Genomic DNA, 17,780 nt, shown 5'->3' with positions numbered 1-17,780 from the left:
GCCGCGCACACGAATGGCGGTTAAACCGTAAATAGCCGGTTCTTGAGCCCGTTTTCCGCCGGCCAACGCACTCCTTGCATGAAACGGGCAGATGCAGGAGAGCGATATGACCGAAATCCTACTCAAGAACGCTGACCTTATCCTGACGATGGACGACACCCGGCGGGAATTGTCTGGGGCTGACATTCTGATCCGCGAGGGGCAGATTGCCCAGATCGGGAAGGGCTTGCAGGCGCAGGGCGAAGTTCACGATGCCTCGGGCTGTCTGGTGACACCCGGTCTGGTGAACACCCATCACCACCTTTACCAAACCCTGACCCGTGCCGTTCCGGGCGGTCAGGATGCGTTGCTGTTTGGGTGGCTGCAAACGCTTTACCCGATCTGGGCAAGGTTCGGACCGGATGAGATGTTCACCTCTGCCCAGATTGGCTTGGCTGAACTGGCGCTTTCGGGCTGTACGCTCAGCTCCGATCACCTTTATCTCTACCCCAACGGCGCGCGGCTCGAAGACACGATTTCTGCTGCGTCCGAGCTGGGGATGCGGTTCCACCCAACGCGTGGCGCGATGAGCATCGGCGAGAGCGATGGTGGACTGCCGCCGGACAGCCTTGTTGAAAAGGAAGCCGCCATTCTGGACGATATGATCCGGGTTGTTGACGCGTTTCATGACCCGTTAGAAGGGTCGATGTGCCGCGTTGGCCTTGCCCCGTGTTCGCCGTTCTCTGTCAGCCGTGAGCTGATGCGCGATGCAGCTTTGCTGGCGCGAGACAAAGGTGTGATGCTTCATACGCATTTGGCTGAAAATGATGAGGACATTGCTTATTCGCAGGCGCAGTTCGGGTGCCGCCCCGGTCAGTATGCCGAAGATTTAGGCTGGACCGGCCCCGATGTCTGGCACGCCCATTGTGTCAAACTGGATGGGGCCGAAATTGATCTGTTCTCGCGCACCAAAACAGGTGTGGCCCACTGCCCCTGTTCGAATTGCCGCCTTGGATCTGGCATCGCGCCAGTTCGGGCGATGCGTGACGCAGGCGTCAAGGTTGGTCTTGGCGCGGACGGCTCGGCCAGCAATGACAATGGCAACCTGATGTTGGAAGCGCGGCAGGCGATGCTGCTGCAGCGAGTGGCCAGCGGCGCAGACGCCATGTCGGCGCGAGAAGCGTTGGAGATCGCGACACGTGGCGGGGCTGATGTGCTGGGCCGCACCGATTGCGGCCGGCTTATGCCCGGTAAACGTGCGGATATCGCAGTGTGGGACACACGTTGCATCGAAAGCGCAGGCAGTTGGGATCCTGCAGCGTTGCTGTTGGCGGGGCCAATGACCGTGAAACATCTGTTTGTTGAAGGCCGTCAGATTGTGCGGGATGGGCATATCACTACGATTGATCTGCCCCGTGTGATCGAGCGTCAGAATGCGCTTGCGCGGGCGTTGCAGGCTTAAGCAGCCTGTTGCCCGCCGATCCAAACCTCGGCCACGGCCCGATCATCACCCATCATGATGGTCGGGAAGACTGCCTCCCACACATCGTTTGCATGGGCCTCGCGCTGGGCAATGGCTGGGGTCGAGGCGAGGTCGAGCACAACCAGATCCGCCTCCATCCCCGGTGCGACATTGCCGATGCAGTCATCCATGCGCAGGCTCCGCGCGGACCCGACGGTGCCCAGCCACAGCAATTGCGCCGGATGCAGCGGGCGGCCACGCAGTTGGCCGATTTCATAGGCTGCCGCCATTGTGCGCAGCATCGAGAAACTGGACCCGCCGCCTGTATCCGTGGCCAGACCGACGCGGTGGCCATCATGGATTAGCCCATTCATGTCAAACAGACCCGAACCGATGAAGGTGTTCGAAGTGGGGCAGTGGATCAGTGAGGCATCAACTTCGCGCAGCCGATCCCGCTCCCGGTCCTCCAGATGGATGACGTGTCCATAAAGACCGTTCTGGCCCAACAGACCGAACTTTTCGTAGGTATCAAGATAATCCCGCGCGTCGGGGAACAGGGATTGAACCCATTCGATTTCATCCGTTTGCTCGCTCAGATGGGTTTGCATCAGGCAATGTGGATGTTCGGCCCACAGCGCGCCCATCGCTTCCAGCTGTTCCGGGGTTGAGGTCGGCGAAAAGCGCGGGGTGATGGCATAGGACAGCCGGTCGATACGATGCCACTTTTCCAGCAGGGCTGCTGATTGATCGTAAGCAGTCTGCGCTGTGTCTCGCAGACCTTCGGGCGCATTGCGGTCCATGCATGTCTTGCCCGCCACCACCCGCTGCCCACGCTGCTGCGCTGCGGTAAAGAACGCATCCACACTTTCGGGGTGGATTGTGCAAAAGCTGCACATCGTAGTGGTGCCATGTGCGGTGGTCAGGTCCAGGTAACGATTGGCGATCTCGGTTGCATAGTCCGGATCGCCAAACTTCATCTCTTCCGGGAAGGTGTAGGTGTTCAGCCAGTCAATCAGCCGCTTCCCCCAACTGGCGATCATAGCCGTCTGGGGGTAATGCACATGCGGGTCAACAAACCCTGCCATGATCAGATGGTTGCCATGGTCCTTGGTGGCTGCATCGGGGTGAGCCTGCGTCAACGTATCGGCGGTGCCAACATCGGCGATGCGCCCGTCTTCGATCACAACCGCTTCGTGCAGTCGTGTGGCGTCGGTCGGCTCTCCTTCAAAAGGTGAACCTGTGAAACTCAGAACGCGCCCCTTCAAAAGCGTCTTTTGCGCCATTTGCCCTGTTCTCCACCTCATTTGAACCGCACATCAGCATAGGCGGTCGAAAGAAGTGGGTAAATTGGCGCATTGTCATTGTTTTCCTGTAGCTGCTTCTTCTATTTAGGGGCCAATCGCCGAGACAAGGGGGCAGCGCATGACGACAGGCAGTGACGAAGCCGGACACGATCTGCCCCGGGACGAGGACGCCTATGCGCTGGACCCCAAGGTTGTGGCGGGAATCCTCTATGCGGTGGATATCGACGACCGCGACAAGCTGATTGAGCTGATGGAGCCGCTGCACGCGGCGGACATCGCGGACCTTCTTGAGCAGATCAACCCGTTTGACCGGTCCCGCCTGATCCGCCTGTATGACAAGGAATTTGACGGCGACATCCTGTCCGAACTGGATGAATCGGTCCGCGAAGAGGTGATATCGGTCCTGAACCCGGATGTTCTGGCTGAAGCCGTGCGCGAGATGGAAAGCGACGATGTCGTCGACCTGCTTGAGGACCTTGAGGAGCCTCAGCAGGAAACCATCCTGGATGCGCTGGAGGATTCCGAACGGATCGCCGCCGAACAGGCGCTGTCCTACCCTGAAAATTCGGCCGGCCGTCTCATGCAGCGCGAGGTCGTCATGGCGCCCGAGCATTGGACCGTCGGGCAAACGATTGATTTCATGCGCGCCAATGATGATCTGCCCGAGCAGTTTTATCACGTGGTGCTGGTCGATCCGCGCCTGAAGCCAGTGGCGCAGGTGACTTTGGGTAAGCTGATGGCGACGCGGCGCGAAGTACCGCTAACCGATCTGGCGGAAGAAGAATTTCACATCATCCCCGTCGATCAGGACGAAGAAGACGTGGCGTATGCCTTCAACCAGTACCATCTGATCTCGTCACCGGTGGTGGATTCTGATGGTCGTCTGGTTGGTGTTATCACCATCGACGACGCAATGGTTGTTTTGGATGAGGAACACGAAGAAGACATCCTGCGCCTCGCTGGCGTGAGCGACGAAAGCTCCATTTCCGACAGTGTGGCGGCGACAAGCCGACGGCGGCTGCCTTGGTTGGCGGTTAACCTATGTACGGCGATCTGTGCTTCGCTGGTGATTTCACAGTTTGAGGCCGCGATTGATCAACTGGTCGCGCTGGCCATCCTGATGCCCATTGTCGCGTCAATGGGTGGTAACGCGGGCACACAATCGCTGACGGTGGCCGTACGTGCTCTGGCGACGCGAGACCTGACCAATGCAAACGTAATGCGTGTTATCCGGCGCGAATTGTTGGTCGGCATGCTCAACGGGCTATGCTTTGCCATCGTGTTGGGTACCGTGGGGATGTTGTGGTTTGACTCTCCGCTATTGGGTGTCGTGATCGGCTCTGCCTTGGTCGTGAACATGATCATCGCCGGGTTCGCGGGTACGGTAGTACCTGTCGTGCTGGACCGTTTGGGTGTTGACCCGGCGCTGGCGTCCGGAACCTTTGTGACAACCACAACGGATGTCATGGGGTTCTTCATCTTTCTTGGCCTTGCCAGCGTGGTGCTCTTGTGACCGATCTGACCGAAATCAAGGCCGCAGCCCGCAAAGCGGCCTTTGCCCGCCGCAAGGCTGCATTTGATACGCGTTTGCCCGGTGCGGCCGGACGGCTATCCGAGGTTCTGGCGGGGCACCGGGGCGTACCCATGTCAGGCTATATGCCGATCCGGACCGAGATCGACCCTCTGCCCGCGATGGCCGAGGCATCGGCTTACGGGCCGGTTGGCGTGCCGGTCATTCAGGCCGCTGGTCAACCTTTGAAATTCTCTCGCTGGACGCCCGAAGGTGTACTAAAAGATGGCCCGTTCGGAGCCAAAGTGCCCGAGGTGGATGACTATTTCGACCCCGAGATTCTGATCGTGCCGCTGGTCGCGTTTGATGCAAATGGTGGTCGGCTGGGCTATGGCGGCGGGTTCTATGACCGCACGCTGGAAGGTTTGCGCGCCAAGCGCCCGACGCTGGCCATCGGTTTTGCCTTTGATGCGCAGGAAACAGAGGGCCTGCCGTTGGAGCCAACAGACCAACCGTTGGATATGGTCATCACGGAAAGCCGGGTGCTGACCTTCTAGCTGTTATTGCTCGAAATGGCTGCGCAAGTAATCCCAGGCATCAATTTCGGTGCCGTCTGTCAGAATGCAGACACCAAAAACGCTGCCGTCTTCGTTTTTCCGAAGTTGATAAGTCCCGTCGTTTTCGATGCAAAATGTTGCTGCGGGGTTGGGCATGGAGGTTTTGGTGCCTTCGGCAACGGCAGCCGAAGCAAACAAGACGCTGGCCGTCAGTAAAACTAAAGATTTCACGAAGAATTCCTTCTATTTTCAAACGCTCTTCAAAAATATTGCCACAGGTGAATGTGAATTCAACCCTCAACTCTGCGGCAAATTTCATGCTTCCGCCTTGTTATTGCCCTGCACAGCCCCTACGACCCGGATCATGAGGATTTTGTTTCTTGGTGACGTCATGGGGCGCGCGGGCCGCGCCGCCGTTCAGCAGCACTTGCCGCGCCTGCGCGATGAATGGCGGCTGGATTTTGTTGTGGTCAACGGCGAAAACGCGTCGAACGGTATGGGCCTGAGCGGCGATCACGCCAAGCTGCTTCTGGATGCGGGTGCGGATTGCCTGACGCTGGGTGATCATGCCTTCGATCAGAAGGACATGTTGCAATATATCGAGAAAGAGCAGCGCATCGTGCGCCCGGTGAACTTTGCCAAAGGCGCACCGGGGCGGGGGCATCGGCTGTTCAATGCACCGGGTGGGCGCAAGGTTCTGGTCGCGCAGGTGCTTGGGCAGGTTTTCATGAAACGGCCCTTTGACGATCCGTTCTCGGCCATCGAACCGATCCTGAAGTCGCATCCTCGCGGGGGGCAGGCGCAAGCCATCATCGTGGACATGCATTGCGAGGCGACGTCCGAGAAAATGGCGATGGGCCATTATTGCGATAAACGTGCCAGCCTCGTTGTAGGAACGCACACTCATGTGCCGACCGCAGATTCTCAGATATTGCCGGGTGGTACAGGCTATCTGACAGATGCAGGCATGTGCGGAGACTACGACTCGGTCATCGGGATAGACAAGCAGGAACCGATGCGCCGCTTCATCACCGGTATGCCCAAGGCGAGGTTCACCCCTGCAAATGGTGAAGCAACGCTAAGCGGCGTTTTCGTGGAAACCGATGATCGCGACGGGCGGGCAAAATCTGTGCATATGGTGCGCGTCGGGGGGCGTTTGGAACAAGCTGGGCCTGAATAACAAACGTCAGGCTTGCTCTGCCGTGCGCAATGCGTGAAACTGCATGTCATCAGGCGCTTGGGCCCGGGTTCGGACAGAATACCACGAATGAATTTCCTTTCACTGACAGACACGGGCAGCGCAATTCTGGCGTTGCTTATCGTTGCGGGCATGTTCGTCATGTTCCTGCGCGAGGTTTATCCGACCGAGGTTGTGGCCATCGGAGGCGTCTCGCTGATGCTTGTTACGGGCATTCTGCCCTATCAAAGCGCGTTGGCGGTTTTGTCCAATCCCGCGCCTTGGACGATCGCAGCAATGTTCATCATCATGGGGGCCCTGGTGCGAACGGGGGCATTGGATTCGTTCACCTCAACCGCGCAGAAACAGGCTCAGGTCAACCCGCGCATCGCGATTGGGCTGCTCATGGCGTTTGTCGTTCTGGCCTCGGCTGTGGTGTCGAATACCCCGGTGGTTGTGGTCATGATCCCGGTCTTTGTACAAATTGCGCGAACCTTGAATGTGCCCGCGTCCAAGTTGCTGATTCCTTTGAGTTATGCGGCCATTCTGGGCGGCACGCTGACATTGATTGGCACATCGACCAACCTGCTGGTTGATGGTGTTGCGCGCGCTCAGGGGATGACACCCTTTACAATCTTCGAGGTCACGCCGCTGGGGATCGTCCTTGTGATCTACGGGATGATTTATTTGCGCTTCATCGCGCCCAAGCTTTTGCCCGAGCGTGACAGTATGGCGTCATTGCTCAGCGACCGGTCGAAGATGAAGTTCTTTACCGAAGCCGTCATTCCACCCGACAGCAACCTGATCGGGCGCGAAGTGACCGGTGTTCAATTGTTCAAACGACCCGGAGTCCGTCTGATCGACGTGGTTCGCGGGGATGAATCACTGCGGCGCAATCTGAAAGGCGTTGAGCTGAGGGTTGGCGACCGTGTGGTTTTACGGACCGAGATGACCGAGTTGTTGAGTTTGCAAAGCAACAAGGAACTCAAGCGTGTGGATCAGGTTTCTGCCGTTGAAACCAAGACGGTCGAAGTGCTGATCACACCCGGATGCCGCATGGTAGGGCGGACCTTGGGAATGCTGCGTCTGCGGCGGCGATATGGTGTCTATGTCTTGGCGGTTCACCGTCGCAACCAGAATATCGGTCGCCAACTTGACGATCTTGTGGTCCGTGTGGGTGACACGTTGCTGCTGGAAGGTGCGCCCGCCGACATACAACGGCTTGCGGCTGAAATGGATATGGTGGACGTCACCCAACCGTCGGCGCGCGCTTTCCGACGCAGCCATGCGCCCATTGCAATAGGCGCACTGATTGGGATTGTTGCGCTTGCTGCGCTGGGCATCGCACCGATCCTGCTGCTTTCGATTGTGGCGGTGGCAGTAGTCTTGGTGACCCGCTGTATCGATGCGGATGAGGCATTTTCCTTTGTCGAAGGTCGGCTATTGGCTTTGATATTTGCGATGCTCGCCATTGGCGCAGCATTGGACAGTTCTGGCGCCGTGTCGTTGATTGTCGAGGCTGTTGCGCCTGGGCTTAGCGCTTTGCCGCCCTTCCTGATCATCTGGGCGGTCTATCTGCTGACCTCCGTCCTGACTGAACTGGTCTCGAACAACGCTGTTGCTGTTGTTGTTACGCCAATCGCCATTGGTTTGGCGCAGGCCGTGGGAATGGACCCGCGTCCGCTTGTGGTCGCGGTCATGGTGGCGGCTTCGGCCTCATTTGCAACGCCGATCGGCTATCAGACGAATATGATGGTCTATGGCCCCGGAGGTTATCGGTTTACCGATTTCATGAAGGTGGGCATCCCGCTGAACTTGACAGTTGGGTTGCTGGCGTCGCTGCTGATCCCGTTGATCTGGCCCCTTTAGGATCGGCTTAGAATTGCCACCTGTTTCAGGAAGCCCTTGTAAACGTGCAAAGACACACGATCTTTTTGAAATGTGATTTGTAAAAGGGGATTTGCCATGCTGACGACCGGAAAAGCCATATTGGCAGGTGCAGTGTTTGCCGCCATGATCAGTAGTGTCGCGATGGCGGGCACGGTTGAAGGTACCGCGACGTATCGAGAGCGTATCGCCCTTCCGCCCAATGCAACCCTGTTTGTTGAGCTTCAGGATATTTCGCTGGCCGATGCACCAGCCGTGACACTCTCGGCGCAACGATACGCTTTGACAGGTGTGCCTGCGCAGTTTGAACTGACCTATGATGATGCGTTGATCAAAGAAGGGCACAGCTACGCGGTGCGAGCGACGGTCACGCAGGGGCAAAAGCTGTTGTTCACTACAGACACGGTTTATCCGGTCCTGACAAACGAAGCGGGGAACTCGGCTGACTTGTTGCTGGTCCAAGCCCAAAGTCAGGGAAGTGTGACGATTGAGAACACCGAATGGGTTGCCGCAACCCTGAATGGCGCGCCTCTTGAGACGGAAAAACGCCCAGAGCTGAGTTTTGGGCAAGGCGGGTCCTTTGGTGGCAGCGGCGGCTGTAACCGGTTCAGCGGTCAGGCCGAGATTTCAGGCAACCGGCTCACATTTCCCGACAACATGGCCGCAACCCTCATGGCTTGTCCGCCCGAGTTGGATGAAGTTGAGCGCGCCTTCCTCAAGACGATGCAAAGCGTCACGTCCTTTGCGATGGAAGGCGACGCGCTGGCTCTTCTGAACGGCGACGGAGAGCCGGTGATCAAGCTGGTCCGCAAATAAAGCAGAGGGGCCATCAGGCGACAGCCCTAGACCGCCCTGCGTTGCGCCCCGAAAATATGCAACCGCCCAAGAACGTACCCTCGAGCGCGTTGTAGCCGTGGTAGCCTCCACCGCCGAACCCGGCGACTTCGCCAGCGGCGAACAGGCCAGGCACCACATTTCCATCGCCTCCGATCATCTGGCTGTCCAGGTTGGTTTGCAACCCGCCCAACGTTTTACGCGTCAGAACGTGCAGCTTGACCGCGATCAGCGGGCCGTTGGTCGGATCGAGGAACTTATGCGGTTTTGCTGTGCGGATCAGCTTGTCGCCGCGATAGTTTCGGGCGGCCAGAATCGCCATCATCTGGGCGTCTTTTGAGAATGGATTGTCGACCTGCGAGTCGCGCGCTTCGATCTGCCCGCGCAAGTGCGCCTCGTCAATCAACCCACCGCCCAGATGGTTCATCCGGTTGACCAGTTCGGTCAACGTGTTGGCGACGACGAAATCCTCGCCATGTTCTTTGAACGCTTCCACCGGTGCGGTTGCTTTGGAGCCTGACAGGATGCGCTGACGGATGACCTCTTTCCAACTGCCGGAGGTAAAGTCCGGGTTCTGTTCAGACCCGGATAGGGCGAATTCCTTCTTGATGACCTTTTGGGTCAGAACAAACCAGCTGTATTCGTATCCTGTTTTCAGGATTTCCTTCAGCGTCCCCAGCGTATCGAACCCCGGCAGGCAGGGCGGTTCCAGACGGTTTCCTTTGGCGTCGAACCACATAGAGCTGGGGCCGGGCAGAATGCGTATGCCATGGGCAGGCCAGATCGGATCCCAGTTGCGGACGCCTTCGGTGTAATGCCACATGCGGTCGCCGTTGATCACATGTCCGCCGGCTTTTTCGCTGATCGCGATCATGCGGCCATCGACATGAAAGGGCACGCCAGCCACCATGTCTTTTGGAGGTTCGCCCAGACGATCCTTGGGCCAGTTCTGCCGAACCATTTCAAAGTTGCCGCCAATACCACCCGAGGTAACGATGACCGACGGCGCATAGGCCTCGAACTCTCCCACTTCGTCCCGGTTGGTCTTTCCGCCACGTTGGGCGGTGTCGTTGGCCAAAACCTCGCCTGATACGCCTTTGGCCGTGCCGTTCTGCATGATGATATGGCTGACCTGATGGCGGAACTTCAGCTGGATCAGACCGGCGCTGGCATGTTCGCGGACCCGACGGATGAAATGCTCCAGAACGCCGGGGCCAGTGCCCCAAGTGATGTGAAAACGCGGAACAGAGTTGCCATGCCCGTTCGCATAGGATCCACCGCGTTCTGCCCAACCTACGACCGGAAACCAGCGCAAACCCATCTGATGCAACCAGGGGCGCATTTCACCAGCCGCAAACTCGACATAACTCTCGGCCCATTTGCGGGGCCAAGCGTCTTCCGCGCGGTCGAACTGTGCGCTGCCCATCCAGTCACGAAGGGCAAGCTCTTGGCTGTCGTGTATGCCCATCCGCCGTTGTTCCGGAGTGTCGACCATGAACAAACCACCGAGGCTCCAGAACGCCTGACCACCCAGAAAGCTCTCGGGCTCCTGATCGACAATGATGACCTTTTTGCCCCGGTCGCCCAGTTCAGCTGCGGCGGCCAGTCCGGCTAGGCCTGCGCCGACGACAATCGCATCTGCTGTGTTCTTGGTCATGAACTGTCCTTTCAGCGTCGTCGAAACCAAACGAGGAACGGCAGCACGACGGCATACATCGTGATCCCGTAGACTGCGGACGGCAGGGCCAGAGGGCTAAATCCGCTCTCTGTGCCTGTGATTAGGGCCGCCAGTGTAATGCCCAGTGTCGAGTTCTGGATGCCAGTGTCAATTGATATGCTTTTACACTCGGCCCATGACAGATTTGCAGCACGTGCGATCCCCAGCCCAATAAGCAAAAGGGCCACGTTAAGCGAGATCAGACCGGTGCCCATGATGCCCAGGTTATCAATGAAAATCTGCCAGTTTCCAGCCAGGGCGGCCACGACAATCATGACAAACAAAACGGTTGCGAGCGTCGAAAGTCCGCCCTCGATGCGGTTTGCAAACCCGGTTGCAAACCTGCGAACTCCGACCCCAATGGCAACGGGAAGGGTGGTGATCAGAAACATGGCAATCGCCAGGCCGCTGATCGACACATCTGGCGCGTTTTCCCCCATGAAATAGGTAATGGACCACGCCGCCAGAAACGGCACTGTCAGGATTGAAAAGATGCTGATCACCGCAGTCAGGCTGACGGAAAGCGCCACGTCGCCCTTGGCTAGCTTGGTCAGTATGTTGCTGGTCACACCGCCCGGGCAAAAGCTGAGCAGCATGAAGCCAACTGCGATTTCAGGGGGCAGTCCAAACAGTGTGACGGTGAAGAACGCAGCAATGGGCAGAAGTACGACCTGACATACCGCACCAATTGCAAAAGGATATTTCCGGTTCAGCACACGCCGGAAATCCGCGATCTCTAGCCCGATGCCTAGGGACAGCATTATGGTGGCAAGCGAGATCGGCAGGCCGACATTGATGAGCAAATCCAAGAACAACTCCTCCCAAAGTCGTTTCGGATCAGCCTATGCGAGCATGAAAGGCGCAGGCAACCGCGCCGTTAGGTCACTTGTAGCGTTCGACGAAGCGGCGCAGGATTTCGCCGGGTTGGGTGACGTCTGCGGCGTTGCAGATGTCGATCAGGCGCTGGGCGTCTTCGGGCGGGAAATAGCCGTGATGTTTGTAGATGTTGATGCGCTGCTCAAAGTCTCTTGCATCCGCTTCGGGGTGAAACTGTGTGGCATAGACGTTCTGACCAAAGCGGATCATCTGAAACGGGCAGGGGTCTGAGGCAACAAGATGTACGCAGCCTTCGGGCAAAGCCTGAACAGCTTCTTTGTGGCCAACGAAGGCGTCGAACTCCAGGTTCAGCCCGGCTGTCAGTGGATCATTGGCACCATCGTCCGTCAGGCGGCAGGCTGACGGTCCGACCGGTTCGCCATAGCGGGCTTTGCTGACTTCACCGCCCAGATGTGCGGCCAGAACGCCCAAACCATAGCAGCAGCCCATGAAGGGGTGATCCTGCGCCGTGATCTGCGGCATGAGCCCCATGACCGCACCTTCGATCTTTGCATCCAGTTCAGATTTCGTCGCGGGATCATCGCTGACACAGCCGGGACCACCGCCAACGATGACACCTGCATAGTCTGTTACATCCAAACTTTCAGGCAGGTCCTCACAATCCAGCCGGATACGGTGGGTTTGCTCGGGCGCAAGGCCAGTCTTGTCCAGAATCGAAGCATATTCGGCGTCGGATGCATCCGTTTCCGGGCGCAGTTGCAGGATCAAAAAGCGTTTCATATGCTGCCTTTACCCGTCAAAGCGGCCAGAAGACAAGGATGGCAGGTATGGAAACCGCGATGATCAGCACCTCAAGCGGCAGACCCATGCGCCAGTAATCGCCGAACCGATAGCCTCCGGGGCCCAGAACCAGCGTATTGTTCTTGTGTCCAATTGGCGTGAGGAACGCGGCCGAGGCAGCTACCGCAACCGTCATCAGGAATGGGTCGGGTGAAACCTCGAGCGTGCGGGCCATTTGGATACCAACAGGGGCGGCGACAATGGCGGTGGCAGTGTTGTTCAGCACATCCGACAATGTCATGGTCACGATCATCAACACAGTCAGGATCGCCCAAGCGGGCAGACCATCGGTCAGTTGGATCAGCGCATTTGCAATGAGTTCAGTCCCGCCAGAGGTCTCCAAAGCACTGCCAAGTGGGATCATCGACCCCAGAAGGACAACCACCGGCCATTCGATGTGATTATAGATGTCGGCAATTGGCATGATCTTGGTCAGCACATAAGCGATGACAACCAGACCCAAAGCTATCGGCAGGTAGATCAACCCAATACTTGCGGCCAAAACGGCGGCAGCAAACAGGCCGATGGCCAGCCACGCTTTATCGTTTGCGGTAACATTCAGGCCGCGTCCGGCAAGGGGCAGGCAACCCAGCCACTCCGTCACATCCGCAGCGCGGTCGCGCGGGCAAAGCAGCAGCAGGATATCGCCGGGTTCCACCTCGGTTTTGCGAACCTGTTGGGTGATTTGTCGCCCCTGACGTGAGATGCCCATCAGCACTGTACTCTGCCGCCAGGCCAGTCCAAGACCCTGTGCGGTGCGCCCGGTGATGCGGGCGCTTTCCGGCACAACCACCTCGATGACTTCAAGCCCGTCGCCCTCAGCCGTCAGTAACTCCTGCCGTCGCGTGTCCGAAAAGTCGAGATTCAGCGCGGCGCGAAATTCGTCCAACGCCTCGGGTCGGGCCTCCAAAACCAGTGCGTCGCCTTCCTTCAGCGTGGCATGGGCGGATCGGCCATAACGCCTCTTGCCATCGCGGATCAGACCAATGATGGCGACATCAGATTTTTCAGCTGCCTCATAGAGCTCACTCACGCGTTTTCCGATATGGATCGAACCCGGCGGGATGGTTAGTTCGGCGATATACTCGGCCAGTGCTTCTGAGGTTTCAGTTTGCGGCCCGCGGTTAGGGATCAGACGCCAGCCGACCAGAGCGACAAAGGCAAGACCCGCAATTGCGGCTATCCCGCCCACGGGCGCAAAATCAAACATGTGAAACGGCTCGCCCAGCGTCTCGGCCCGGATCGACGCGATGATGATGTTCGGAGGGGTGCCGATCAGGGTCGCCATCCCCCCCAGAATGGTTGCAAAGCTCAGCGGCATCAGTGACAGACCCACAGACCGCCCGGCTTTGCGTGCGGTCTGGATGTCTACAGGCATCAACAGCGCCAGCGCCGCCACGTTGTTCATGAAGGCTGACAGGACCGCGCCGATCCCGCCCATCAGCGCAATATGCGCGCCCAGCCCCCGTGAGGCATCGACCAAAGTGCGGGTAATCATGAAAACCGCCCCCGAACGGACCAGCCCGGCCGAGACGACCAGCACAAGTGCCACGATGATGGTGGCCGGGTGGCCGAACCCTGCAAAAGCGTCATCCACTGGCACAACACCCAGCATGACGCCGATCATCAGCGCGGCGAAGGCCACAAGATCGTACCGAAACCGACCCCAAAGCAACATTCCAAAGACTGTGATGAAAAGCGAAAAAAGAATGATCTGATCAGTCGTCATGCCGTCACCATACAAGCCAGTGGTACTGTCGCAAGCCGCTCTCTTGATCCTGCCCCCCGCAAACGTCTATATGAGCGCCGAACACGTAATCACGATGACGAGGACGCATTATGGCAGGCCACTCCAAATGGGCCAACATCCAGCACCGCAAGGGACGTCAGGACGCCGCGCGGTCCAAACTGTTTTCCAAACTGTCGAAAGAGATCACCGTTGCCGCCAAGATGGGCGACCCTGATCCCGACAAGAATCCGCGCCTGCGTCTGGCCGTAAAAGAAGCCAAGTCGAACTCGGTCCCGAAGGACGTGATCGACCGCGCAATCAAGAAATCGGTCGCCGGTGAGGGCGACGATTATGAAGAAATCCGCTACGAGGGTTACGGCCCGAACGGTGTCGCGGTGATCGTCGAGACCATGACCGACAACCGTAACCGCACCGCCTCGACCGTGCGTTCGACCTTTTCCAAGAATGGCGGCAATCTGGGTGAGACGGGCTCGGTCGGGTTTATGTTCGACCGTAAGGGCGAGGTTGTCTATCAGGCGGATGCCGGCGATGCGGATACGATTTTCGAAGCCGCGATCGAGGCCGGGGCCGAGGATGTCGAAAGCTCGGAGGATGGTCACATCATCTGGTGCGCCGATACCGACCTGAACGATGTATCGAGCGCGCTGGAAGAAGCGTTGGGTGAATCGGAATCGACCAAGCTGGTATGGAAGCCCACCACCACGACCGAGCTGGGGCTGGAAGATATGCAAAAGCTGATGAAGCTGGTGGATGCGCTGGAAGACGATGACGACGTGCAACGCGTTACGACCAATTTCGAAGCCACTGACGAAGTGATGGCGCAGCTCTGAAAAAGCGCAAGATGCGGTTTGGAAACCCGGCCAACCTGGCCGGGTTTTTTCGTTTCCGGGCGATTTCCAATGGTTGTTGGCGGAATCCGTGGATGCGCTTAGGTTGGGCGGGTATTGATCTATGGAAAGATGCGACCGCAAGACCCATGACGCCCGAGACACCCGATGCTGCCAAACGCAATGTGCCTGTTCTGACTGGGCAGAGTATTATGTCTCAGGTTGCGTGGACCCTTGGCAGCCCATCGGTGGTATTGCCGTTTCTGGCGGTGTCTTTTGAGCTGCCAATGTTCGTGGCGGGTGCTTTGGTTTCGGTCCGGATGGTCGGCAGCATGATATCTGACTTCTTTCTGGCGCAATCCGTAGCGGCAAAATCCCAGAAGAAGCGGGCCATTGCCCTGACCGAAGCTGTTATCGGCGCTTGCCTGGTGACGGCCATGGCCGCCGCCGCGACCGGGATCGTTCCGCTGATTGCTGTGATCTTCGTTTCGGTTTTCTTTGTGATCGGCTTGGTGGACGAGGTCCAGAACCTCATGTTCACCGACCTGCTAGGCGATCATCTCCATTCACGCTCGCGCATGGTGATGCAATATTTGCAGCTTGGGGGTGGCGGCCTGTGTGCCATTGGCCTTGCTCTGCTAGTGCATCAGATCACCAAGGAAAACCCACCGTTTTCAAGACATTCCACCATGATCGGCGTGTCTGTTGCATTCTTTATGTTTTCGGGGCTTCTGATGTTGGCAATGACCGAGAACGCAGGCACTGCTGAACCGGCAAAGAAAGCTGAAACCAAACCAAAACTGTCATTTAGGGCCAATGTTCAGGGTATTCTGAGCATGTTCGAATTCCCTTGGTTTCGGCGCTTCATGATCATGCGTATGCCGTTGGTGGCGGTCACGCTCTCTGTTCCGTTCTTCGCGTTGATCGCGGCAGAGGCGCATCACAGTTCGGCACAAGGTCTGACTGCGATGATCGTGTCTTCTGCTTCGGGTTATCTTGTTTCGGGGCCATTATGGCAATTCGTGAATATGAAGTCCCATCGCGCTGTTATGATGGTTGGAACCTTGATGGTGGCTGCCACCGGAAGCGTCCTTTTGGCGTTCCACTACTTGGGCATCGATCACGATGTGCATCTGCATGCCATCGCTTTGTTTGTTGTCACCGTGGCGGTGACGGGGATCAGCAGTGCGCGCAAGCTGTATTTTCTGGATATCGCTCCCAAAGATCTGCGCGTGCAGGGGACGGCTGCGGTCAAATCAATTACTCGTTTGTCAGCTGTGCTGCTTTCGGCAGCCCTGGCCGCAGTGGCCCATATGCATGAGGTCGCATTGGCGGTCGCCTTCATTGTCGCCGCCAGCCTGGTGTCCTGCGTCACATGCTATCGAATGATGGAGCCTGTCCGGGAAGACGTATCCCAGCCGCAGGAGTAAAGCGCTTGTTCTCAAAAAAACGAAGAGATCTCGTTCAGGGGTTTCTTCAACTTTGCCACGGCTGGCACCGTGGCGGTTTCCGAAGGATGTCCCACTGCAATGATCATCGTCGGTTTCTCTGACGCGGGCCGGTCCAGCGCGTCGTTCAAAAACCGCATCGGGTTCGGGGTATGGGTCAAAGTGCTGAGACCGGCATGGTGCAGTGCAGCCAGCAAAAAGCCGGTGGCAATGTTCACGCTTTCCGGCACGTAGTAGTTCTTGTATCGCGTCCCATCTTCGAATTGTCCCCAGCGCTGGGCGAACACCACGAGCAGCCAGGGTGCAAAAGTCAGATGCTCTTTGACTGCGTTGGTGCCGATGGGCTCAAGCGCTTTGATCCACTCGTCGCCCGCGCCGCCCGCATAGAACCGGCGTTCTTCCTCTTCGGCCTCTTCGCGGATGCGTTGCTTCAGGTCAGGGGCGGAGATCGCAGCAAAGTGCCACGGTTGGTGATTGGCGCCAGAAGGCGCAGTGCCCGCTGTGCGCAAACACGTTTCGATTACAGAGCGGTCCACGGGGCGGGGGCTGAAATCCCGCACCGTATGGCGCTGGCGCATCTTGTCGTAGAACTGTTGTGCGGCACCTTGCATGTCCGCGTCGCTGATCTCGGATCGGTCCGGCAGGGGAATGGGATTATAGCTGAGGGCATCGCGTGAGAACATCGGTTCCTCCGAAACTGTGGTGTGCGATCAGTTCGCGCTGGGCGGTAACAGGACCTGCTTGGCGGCACGTCGAACGGCATGTGTAAGCGGTTTGAGGGCGGGTGCAAGTACGCGACCGACCTGCCAGTTGAGGGCAACATCCAGCGGAGCATTAGCGAGGAGGGGTTGCAACCGCCCGTATTCCAAGGCGTCTTTGGAAAGGACTGCTGGGTTCATGCCCCATCCCAGACCGGCAATCGCGGCATCCACGAACCCGTTCGAGGACGGCAGGAAATGAAACGGGGGCGACAGGTTAGGCGCGGCATATTTCGAAAGCCATGCCTTCTGCAGACTGTCCTTTTGGTTGAAAACCAGGCATGGCGCTTTGCCGAGCGTGCCCTTGTTCACACCGTCCTTGAACCACGTTTCGATGAAGGCAGGGCTGGCTGTGGGCAGGTATCGCAGGACACCCAGCGGCGTCACATCACACCCTGTAACAGGACGCCCGCCTACTGTGACGGCGGCGCTGACCTCGCCGCGTTTCAGCCACTCGGCCGAATGATCCTGATCGTCGATGACAAGATCAAACAGCATATCGGGTACTTGCGCCATTGCATCGATAAACCAAGTGGCCAGTACATCAGCAGGCACAGCAATGCGAACCCGCGCCGACACCGGATCCTGTTCCAATGCCAGTTCGCGGGCCAATTGCGACTCAAGCAGTCCAACATCCTCGGCATAGCGGGCAATGCGCAGCCCTGCGGGTGTTCCAGTGCAAGGTGTACCCCGGCGGATCAGCGCCGCACCTACACGATCCTCCAGCGCCTTGATCCGCTGGGAAATTGCCGAAGGCGTGACAGCCAATTCCACGGCTGCAGCCTCAAAGCTGCCAAGCCGCAGAATGGTTGACAATGCGGAAAGTTGATTGGGGTCTAGCAACATTAGCTTTGCTTAATTCGGAATAGAATCTTTAATTTGATAGATTCCCC

Annotated in this window: 16 protein-coding genes; 8 read left to right on the top strand and 8 right to left on the bottom strand. The window is 58.0% G+C overall.

All coding sequences use genetic code 11. The features are described from left to right. The first annotated feature begins 106 nt into the window (after positions 1-106). The gene (locus GOV85_RS04740) at positions 107-1,441 is read left to right on the top strand and encodes an 8-oxoguanine deaminase (protein WP_171175499.1); all 1,335 of its coding nucleotides are present in this window, start codon (positions 107-109) and stop codon (positions 1,439-1,441) included. Here the strand turns inward: GOV85_RS04740 and guaD are convergent. Next, the gene (gene guaD, locus GOV85_RS04735; RefSeq protein WP_171175497.1) at positions 1,438-2,724 is read right to left on the bottom strand and encodes a guanine deaminase; all 1,287 of its coding nucleotides are present in this window, start codon (positions 2,722-2,724) and stop codon (positions 1,438-1,440) included. The two genes, GOV85_RS04740 and guaD, sit on opposite strands and share 4 nt — an antisense overlap. 139 nt (positions 2,725-2,863) lie before the next feature. Between guaD and mgtE the strand changes: the two genes are divergently transcribed. Both mgtE and GOV85_RS04725 read left to right on the top strand, forming a co-directional pair. Beyond that, on the top strand, positions 2,864-4,258 hold the full coding sequence (mgtE, locus tag GOV85_RS04730; RefSeq protein WP_171175495.1) for a magnesium transporter: 1,395 nt from the start codon (positions 2,864-2,866) through the stop codon (positions 4,256-4,258). Continuing rightward, complete coding sequence (locus tag GOV85_RS04725; RefSeq protein ID WP_171175493.1) at positions 4,255-4,812, top strand: 5-formyltetrahydrofolate cyclo-ligase; 558 nt, start codon at positions 4,255-4,257, stop codon at positions 4,810-4,812. Before mgtE ends, GOV85_RS04725 begins: the two co-directional genes overlap by 4 nt. Positions 4,813-4,815: 3 nt before the next feature. Here the strand turns inward: GOV85_RS04725 and GOV85_RS04720 are convergent, their stop codons facing one another. Then, positions 4,816-5,043, bottom strand: coding sequence for a DUF333 domain-containing protein (locus GOV85_RS04720; protein WP_171175491.1), 228 nt, complete (start codon positions 5,041-5,043; stop codon positions 4,816-4,818). A gap of 133 nt (positions 5,044-5,176) precedes the next feature. Between GOV85_RS04720 and GOV85_RS04715 the strand changes: the two genes are divergently transcribed. The 3 genes from GOV85_RS04715 (at position 5,177) to GOV85_RS04705 (ending at position 8,692) form a co-directional block, all read left to right on the top strand. Then, positions 5,177-5,992, top strand: coding sequence for a TIGR00282 family metallophosphoesterase (locus GOV85_RS04715; RefSeq protein ID WP_171175489.1), 816 nt, complete (start codon positions 5,177-5,179; stop codon positions 5,990-5,992). Between the two features lie 87 nt (positions 5,993-6,079). Then, positions 6,080-7,858, top strand: coding sequence for an SLC13 family permease (locus GOV85_RS04710; protein WP_171175487.1), 1,779 nt, complete (start codon positions 6,080-6,082; stop codon positions 7,856-7,858). A 96-nt stretch (positions 7,859-7,954) separates the two neighbouring features. Further along, entirely contained in the window at positions 7,955-8,692 is a 738-nt protein-coding gene (locus GOV85_RS04705; RefSeq protein WP_171175485.1) for a YbaY family lipoprotein, read from the top strand. Positions 8,693-8,705: 13 nt separating this feature from the next. Here GOV85_RS04705 and GOV85_RS04700 read toward each other — a convergent pair whose 3' ends face one another. The 4 genes from GOV85_RS04700 to GOV85_RS04685 form a co-directional block, all read right to left on the bottom strand. Further along, complete coding sequence (locus tag GOV85_RS04700; protein WP_171175483.1) at positions 8,706-10,367, bottom strand: FAD-binding dehydrogenase; 1,662 nt, start codon at positions 10,365-10,367, stop codon at positions 8,706-8,708. Between the two features lie 11 nt (positions 10,368-10,378). Beyond that, positions 10,379-11,236, bottom strand: coding sequence for a bile acid:sodium symporter family protein (locus GOV85_RS04695; protein ID WP_171175481.1), 858 nt, complete (start codon positions 11,234-11,236; stop codon positions 10,379-10,381). Between the two features lie 73 nt (positions 11,237-11,309). Then, the gene (locus GOV85_RS04690; protein ID WP_171175479.1) at positions 11,310-12,044 is read right to left on the bottom strand and encodes a glutamine amidotransferase; all 735 of its coding nucleotides are present in this window, start codon (positions 12,042-12,044) and stop codon (positions 11,310-11,312) included. Positions 12,045-12,060: 16 nt separating this feature from the next. Further along, positions 12,061-13,833 carry an SLC13 family permease gene (locus tag GOV85_RS04685; RefSeq protein WP_171175477.1) on the bottom strand — a complete coding sequence of 591 codons (1,773 nt, stop codon included), beginning with the start codon at positions 13,831-13,833 and terminating at the stop codon, positions 12,061-12,063. A 110-nt stretch (positions 13,834-13,943) separates the two neighbouring features. On the opposite strand from GOV85_RS04685, the gene GOV85_RS04680 reads away from it, so the two are divergent. Next, complete coding sequence (locus GOV85_RS04680) at positions 13,944-14,684, top strand: YebC/PmpR family DNA-binding transcriptional regulator (RefSeq protein ID WP_171175476.1); 741 nt, start codon at positions 13,944-13,946, stop codon at positions 14,682-14,684. A 146-nt stretch (positions 14,685-14,830) separates the two neighbouring features. Then, entirely contained in the window at positions 14,831-16,111 is a 1,281-nt protein-coding gene (locus tag GOV85_RS04675) for an MFS transporter (protein WP_171175473.1), read from the top strand. Between the two features lie 11 nt (positions 16,112-16,122). Here the strand turns inward: GOV85_RS04675 and GOV85_RS04670 are convergent, their stop codons facing one another. Together GOV85_RS04670 and GOV85_RS04665 are read right to left on the bottom strand one after the other, a co-directional pair. Continuing rightward, positions 16,123-16,812, bottom strand: a complete 690-nt coding sequence (locus tag GOV85_RS04670; protein ID WP_171175471.1) for a nitroreductase family protein — start codon at positions 16,810-16,812, stop codon at positions 16,123-16,125. Between the two features lie 27 nt (positions 16,813-16,839). Continuing rightward, complete coding sequence (locus GOV85_RS04665) at positions 16,840-17,733, bottom strand: LysR family transcriptional regulator ArgP (RefSeq protein WP_171175469.1); 894 nt, start codon at positions 17,731-17,733, stop codon at positions 16,840-16,842. Positions 17,734-17,780 lie beyond the last annotated feature (47 nt).

This window comes from Ruegeria sp. HKCCA4633 (assembly GCF_013034605.1).
Lineage (GTDB): Bacteria > Pseudomonadota > Alphaproteobacteria > Rhodobacterales > Rhodobacteraceae > Ruegeria.
This window is presented reverse-complemented; position numbering and strand designations above follow the sequence as displayed.

What these genes read in the sequence shown, in the direction of transcription:
- GOV85_RS04740 (WP_171175499.1), top strand. Translation starts at nt 107, where the DNA reads ATGACCGAAATCCTACTCAAGAACGCTGACCTTATCCTGACGATGGAC.
- guaD (WP_171175497.1), bottom strand. Translation starts at nt 2,724, where the DNA reads ATGGCGCAAAAGACGCTTTTGAAGGGGCGCGTTCTGAGTTTCACAGGT.
- mgtE (WP_171175495.1), top strand. Translation starts at nt 2,864, where the DNA reads ATGACGACAGGCAGTGACGAAGCCGGACACGATCTGCCCCGGGACGAG.
- GOV85_RS04715 (WP_171175489.1), top strand. Translation starts at nt 5,177, where the DNA reads ATGAGGATTTTGTTTCTTGGTGACGTCATGGGGCGCGCGGGCCGCGCC.
- GOV85_RS04710 (WP_171175487.1), top strand. Translation starts at nt 6,080, where the DNA reads ATGAATTTCCTTTCACTGACAGACACGGGCAGCGCAATTCTGGCGTTG.
- GOV85_RS04705 (WP_171175485.1), top strand. Translation starts at nt 7,955, where the DNA reads ATGCTGACGACCGGAAAAGCCATATTGGCAGGTGCAGTGTTTGCCGCC.
- GOV85_RS04700 (WP_171175483.1), bottom strand. Translation starts at nt 10,367, where the DNA reads ATGACCAAGAACACAGCAGATGCGATTGTCGTCGGCGCAGGCCTAGCC.
- GOV85_RS04690 (WP_171175479.1), bottom strand. Translation starts at nt 12,044, where the DNA reads ATGAAACGCTTTTTGATCCTGCAACTGCGCCCGGAAACGGATGCATCC.
- GOV85_RS04685 (WP_171175477.1), bottom strand. Translation starts at nt 13,833, where the DNA reads ATGACGACTGATCAGATCATTCTTTTTTCGCTTTTCATCACAGTCTTT.
- GOV85_RS04680 (WP_171175476.1), top strand. Translation starts at nt 13,944, where the DNA reads ATGGCAGGCCACTCCAAATGGGCCAACATCCAGCACCGCAAGGGACGT.
- GOV85_RS04675 (WP_171175473.1), top strand. Translation starts at nt 14,831, where the DNA reads ATGACGCCCGAGACACCCGATGCTGCCAAACGCAATGTGCCTGTTCTG.
- GOV85_RS04670 (WP_171175471.1), bottom strand. Translation starts at nt 16,812, where the DNA reads ATGTTCTCACGCGATGCCCTCAGCTATAATCCCATTCCCCTGCCGGAC.
- GOV85_RS04665 (WP_171175469.1), bottom strand. Translation starts at nt 17,733, where the DNA reads ATGTTGCTAGACCCCAATCAACTTTCCGCATTGTCAACCATTCTGCGG.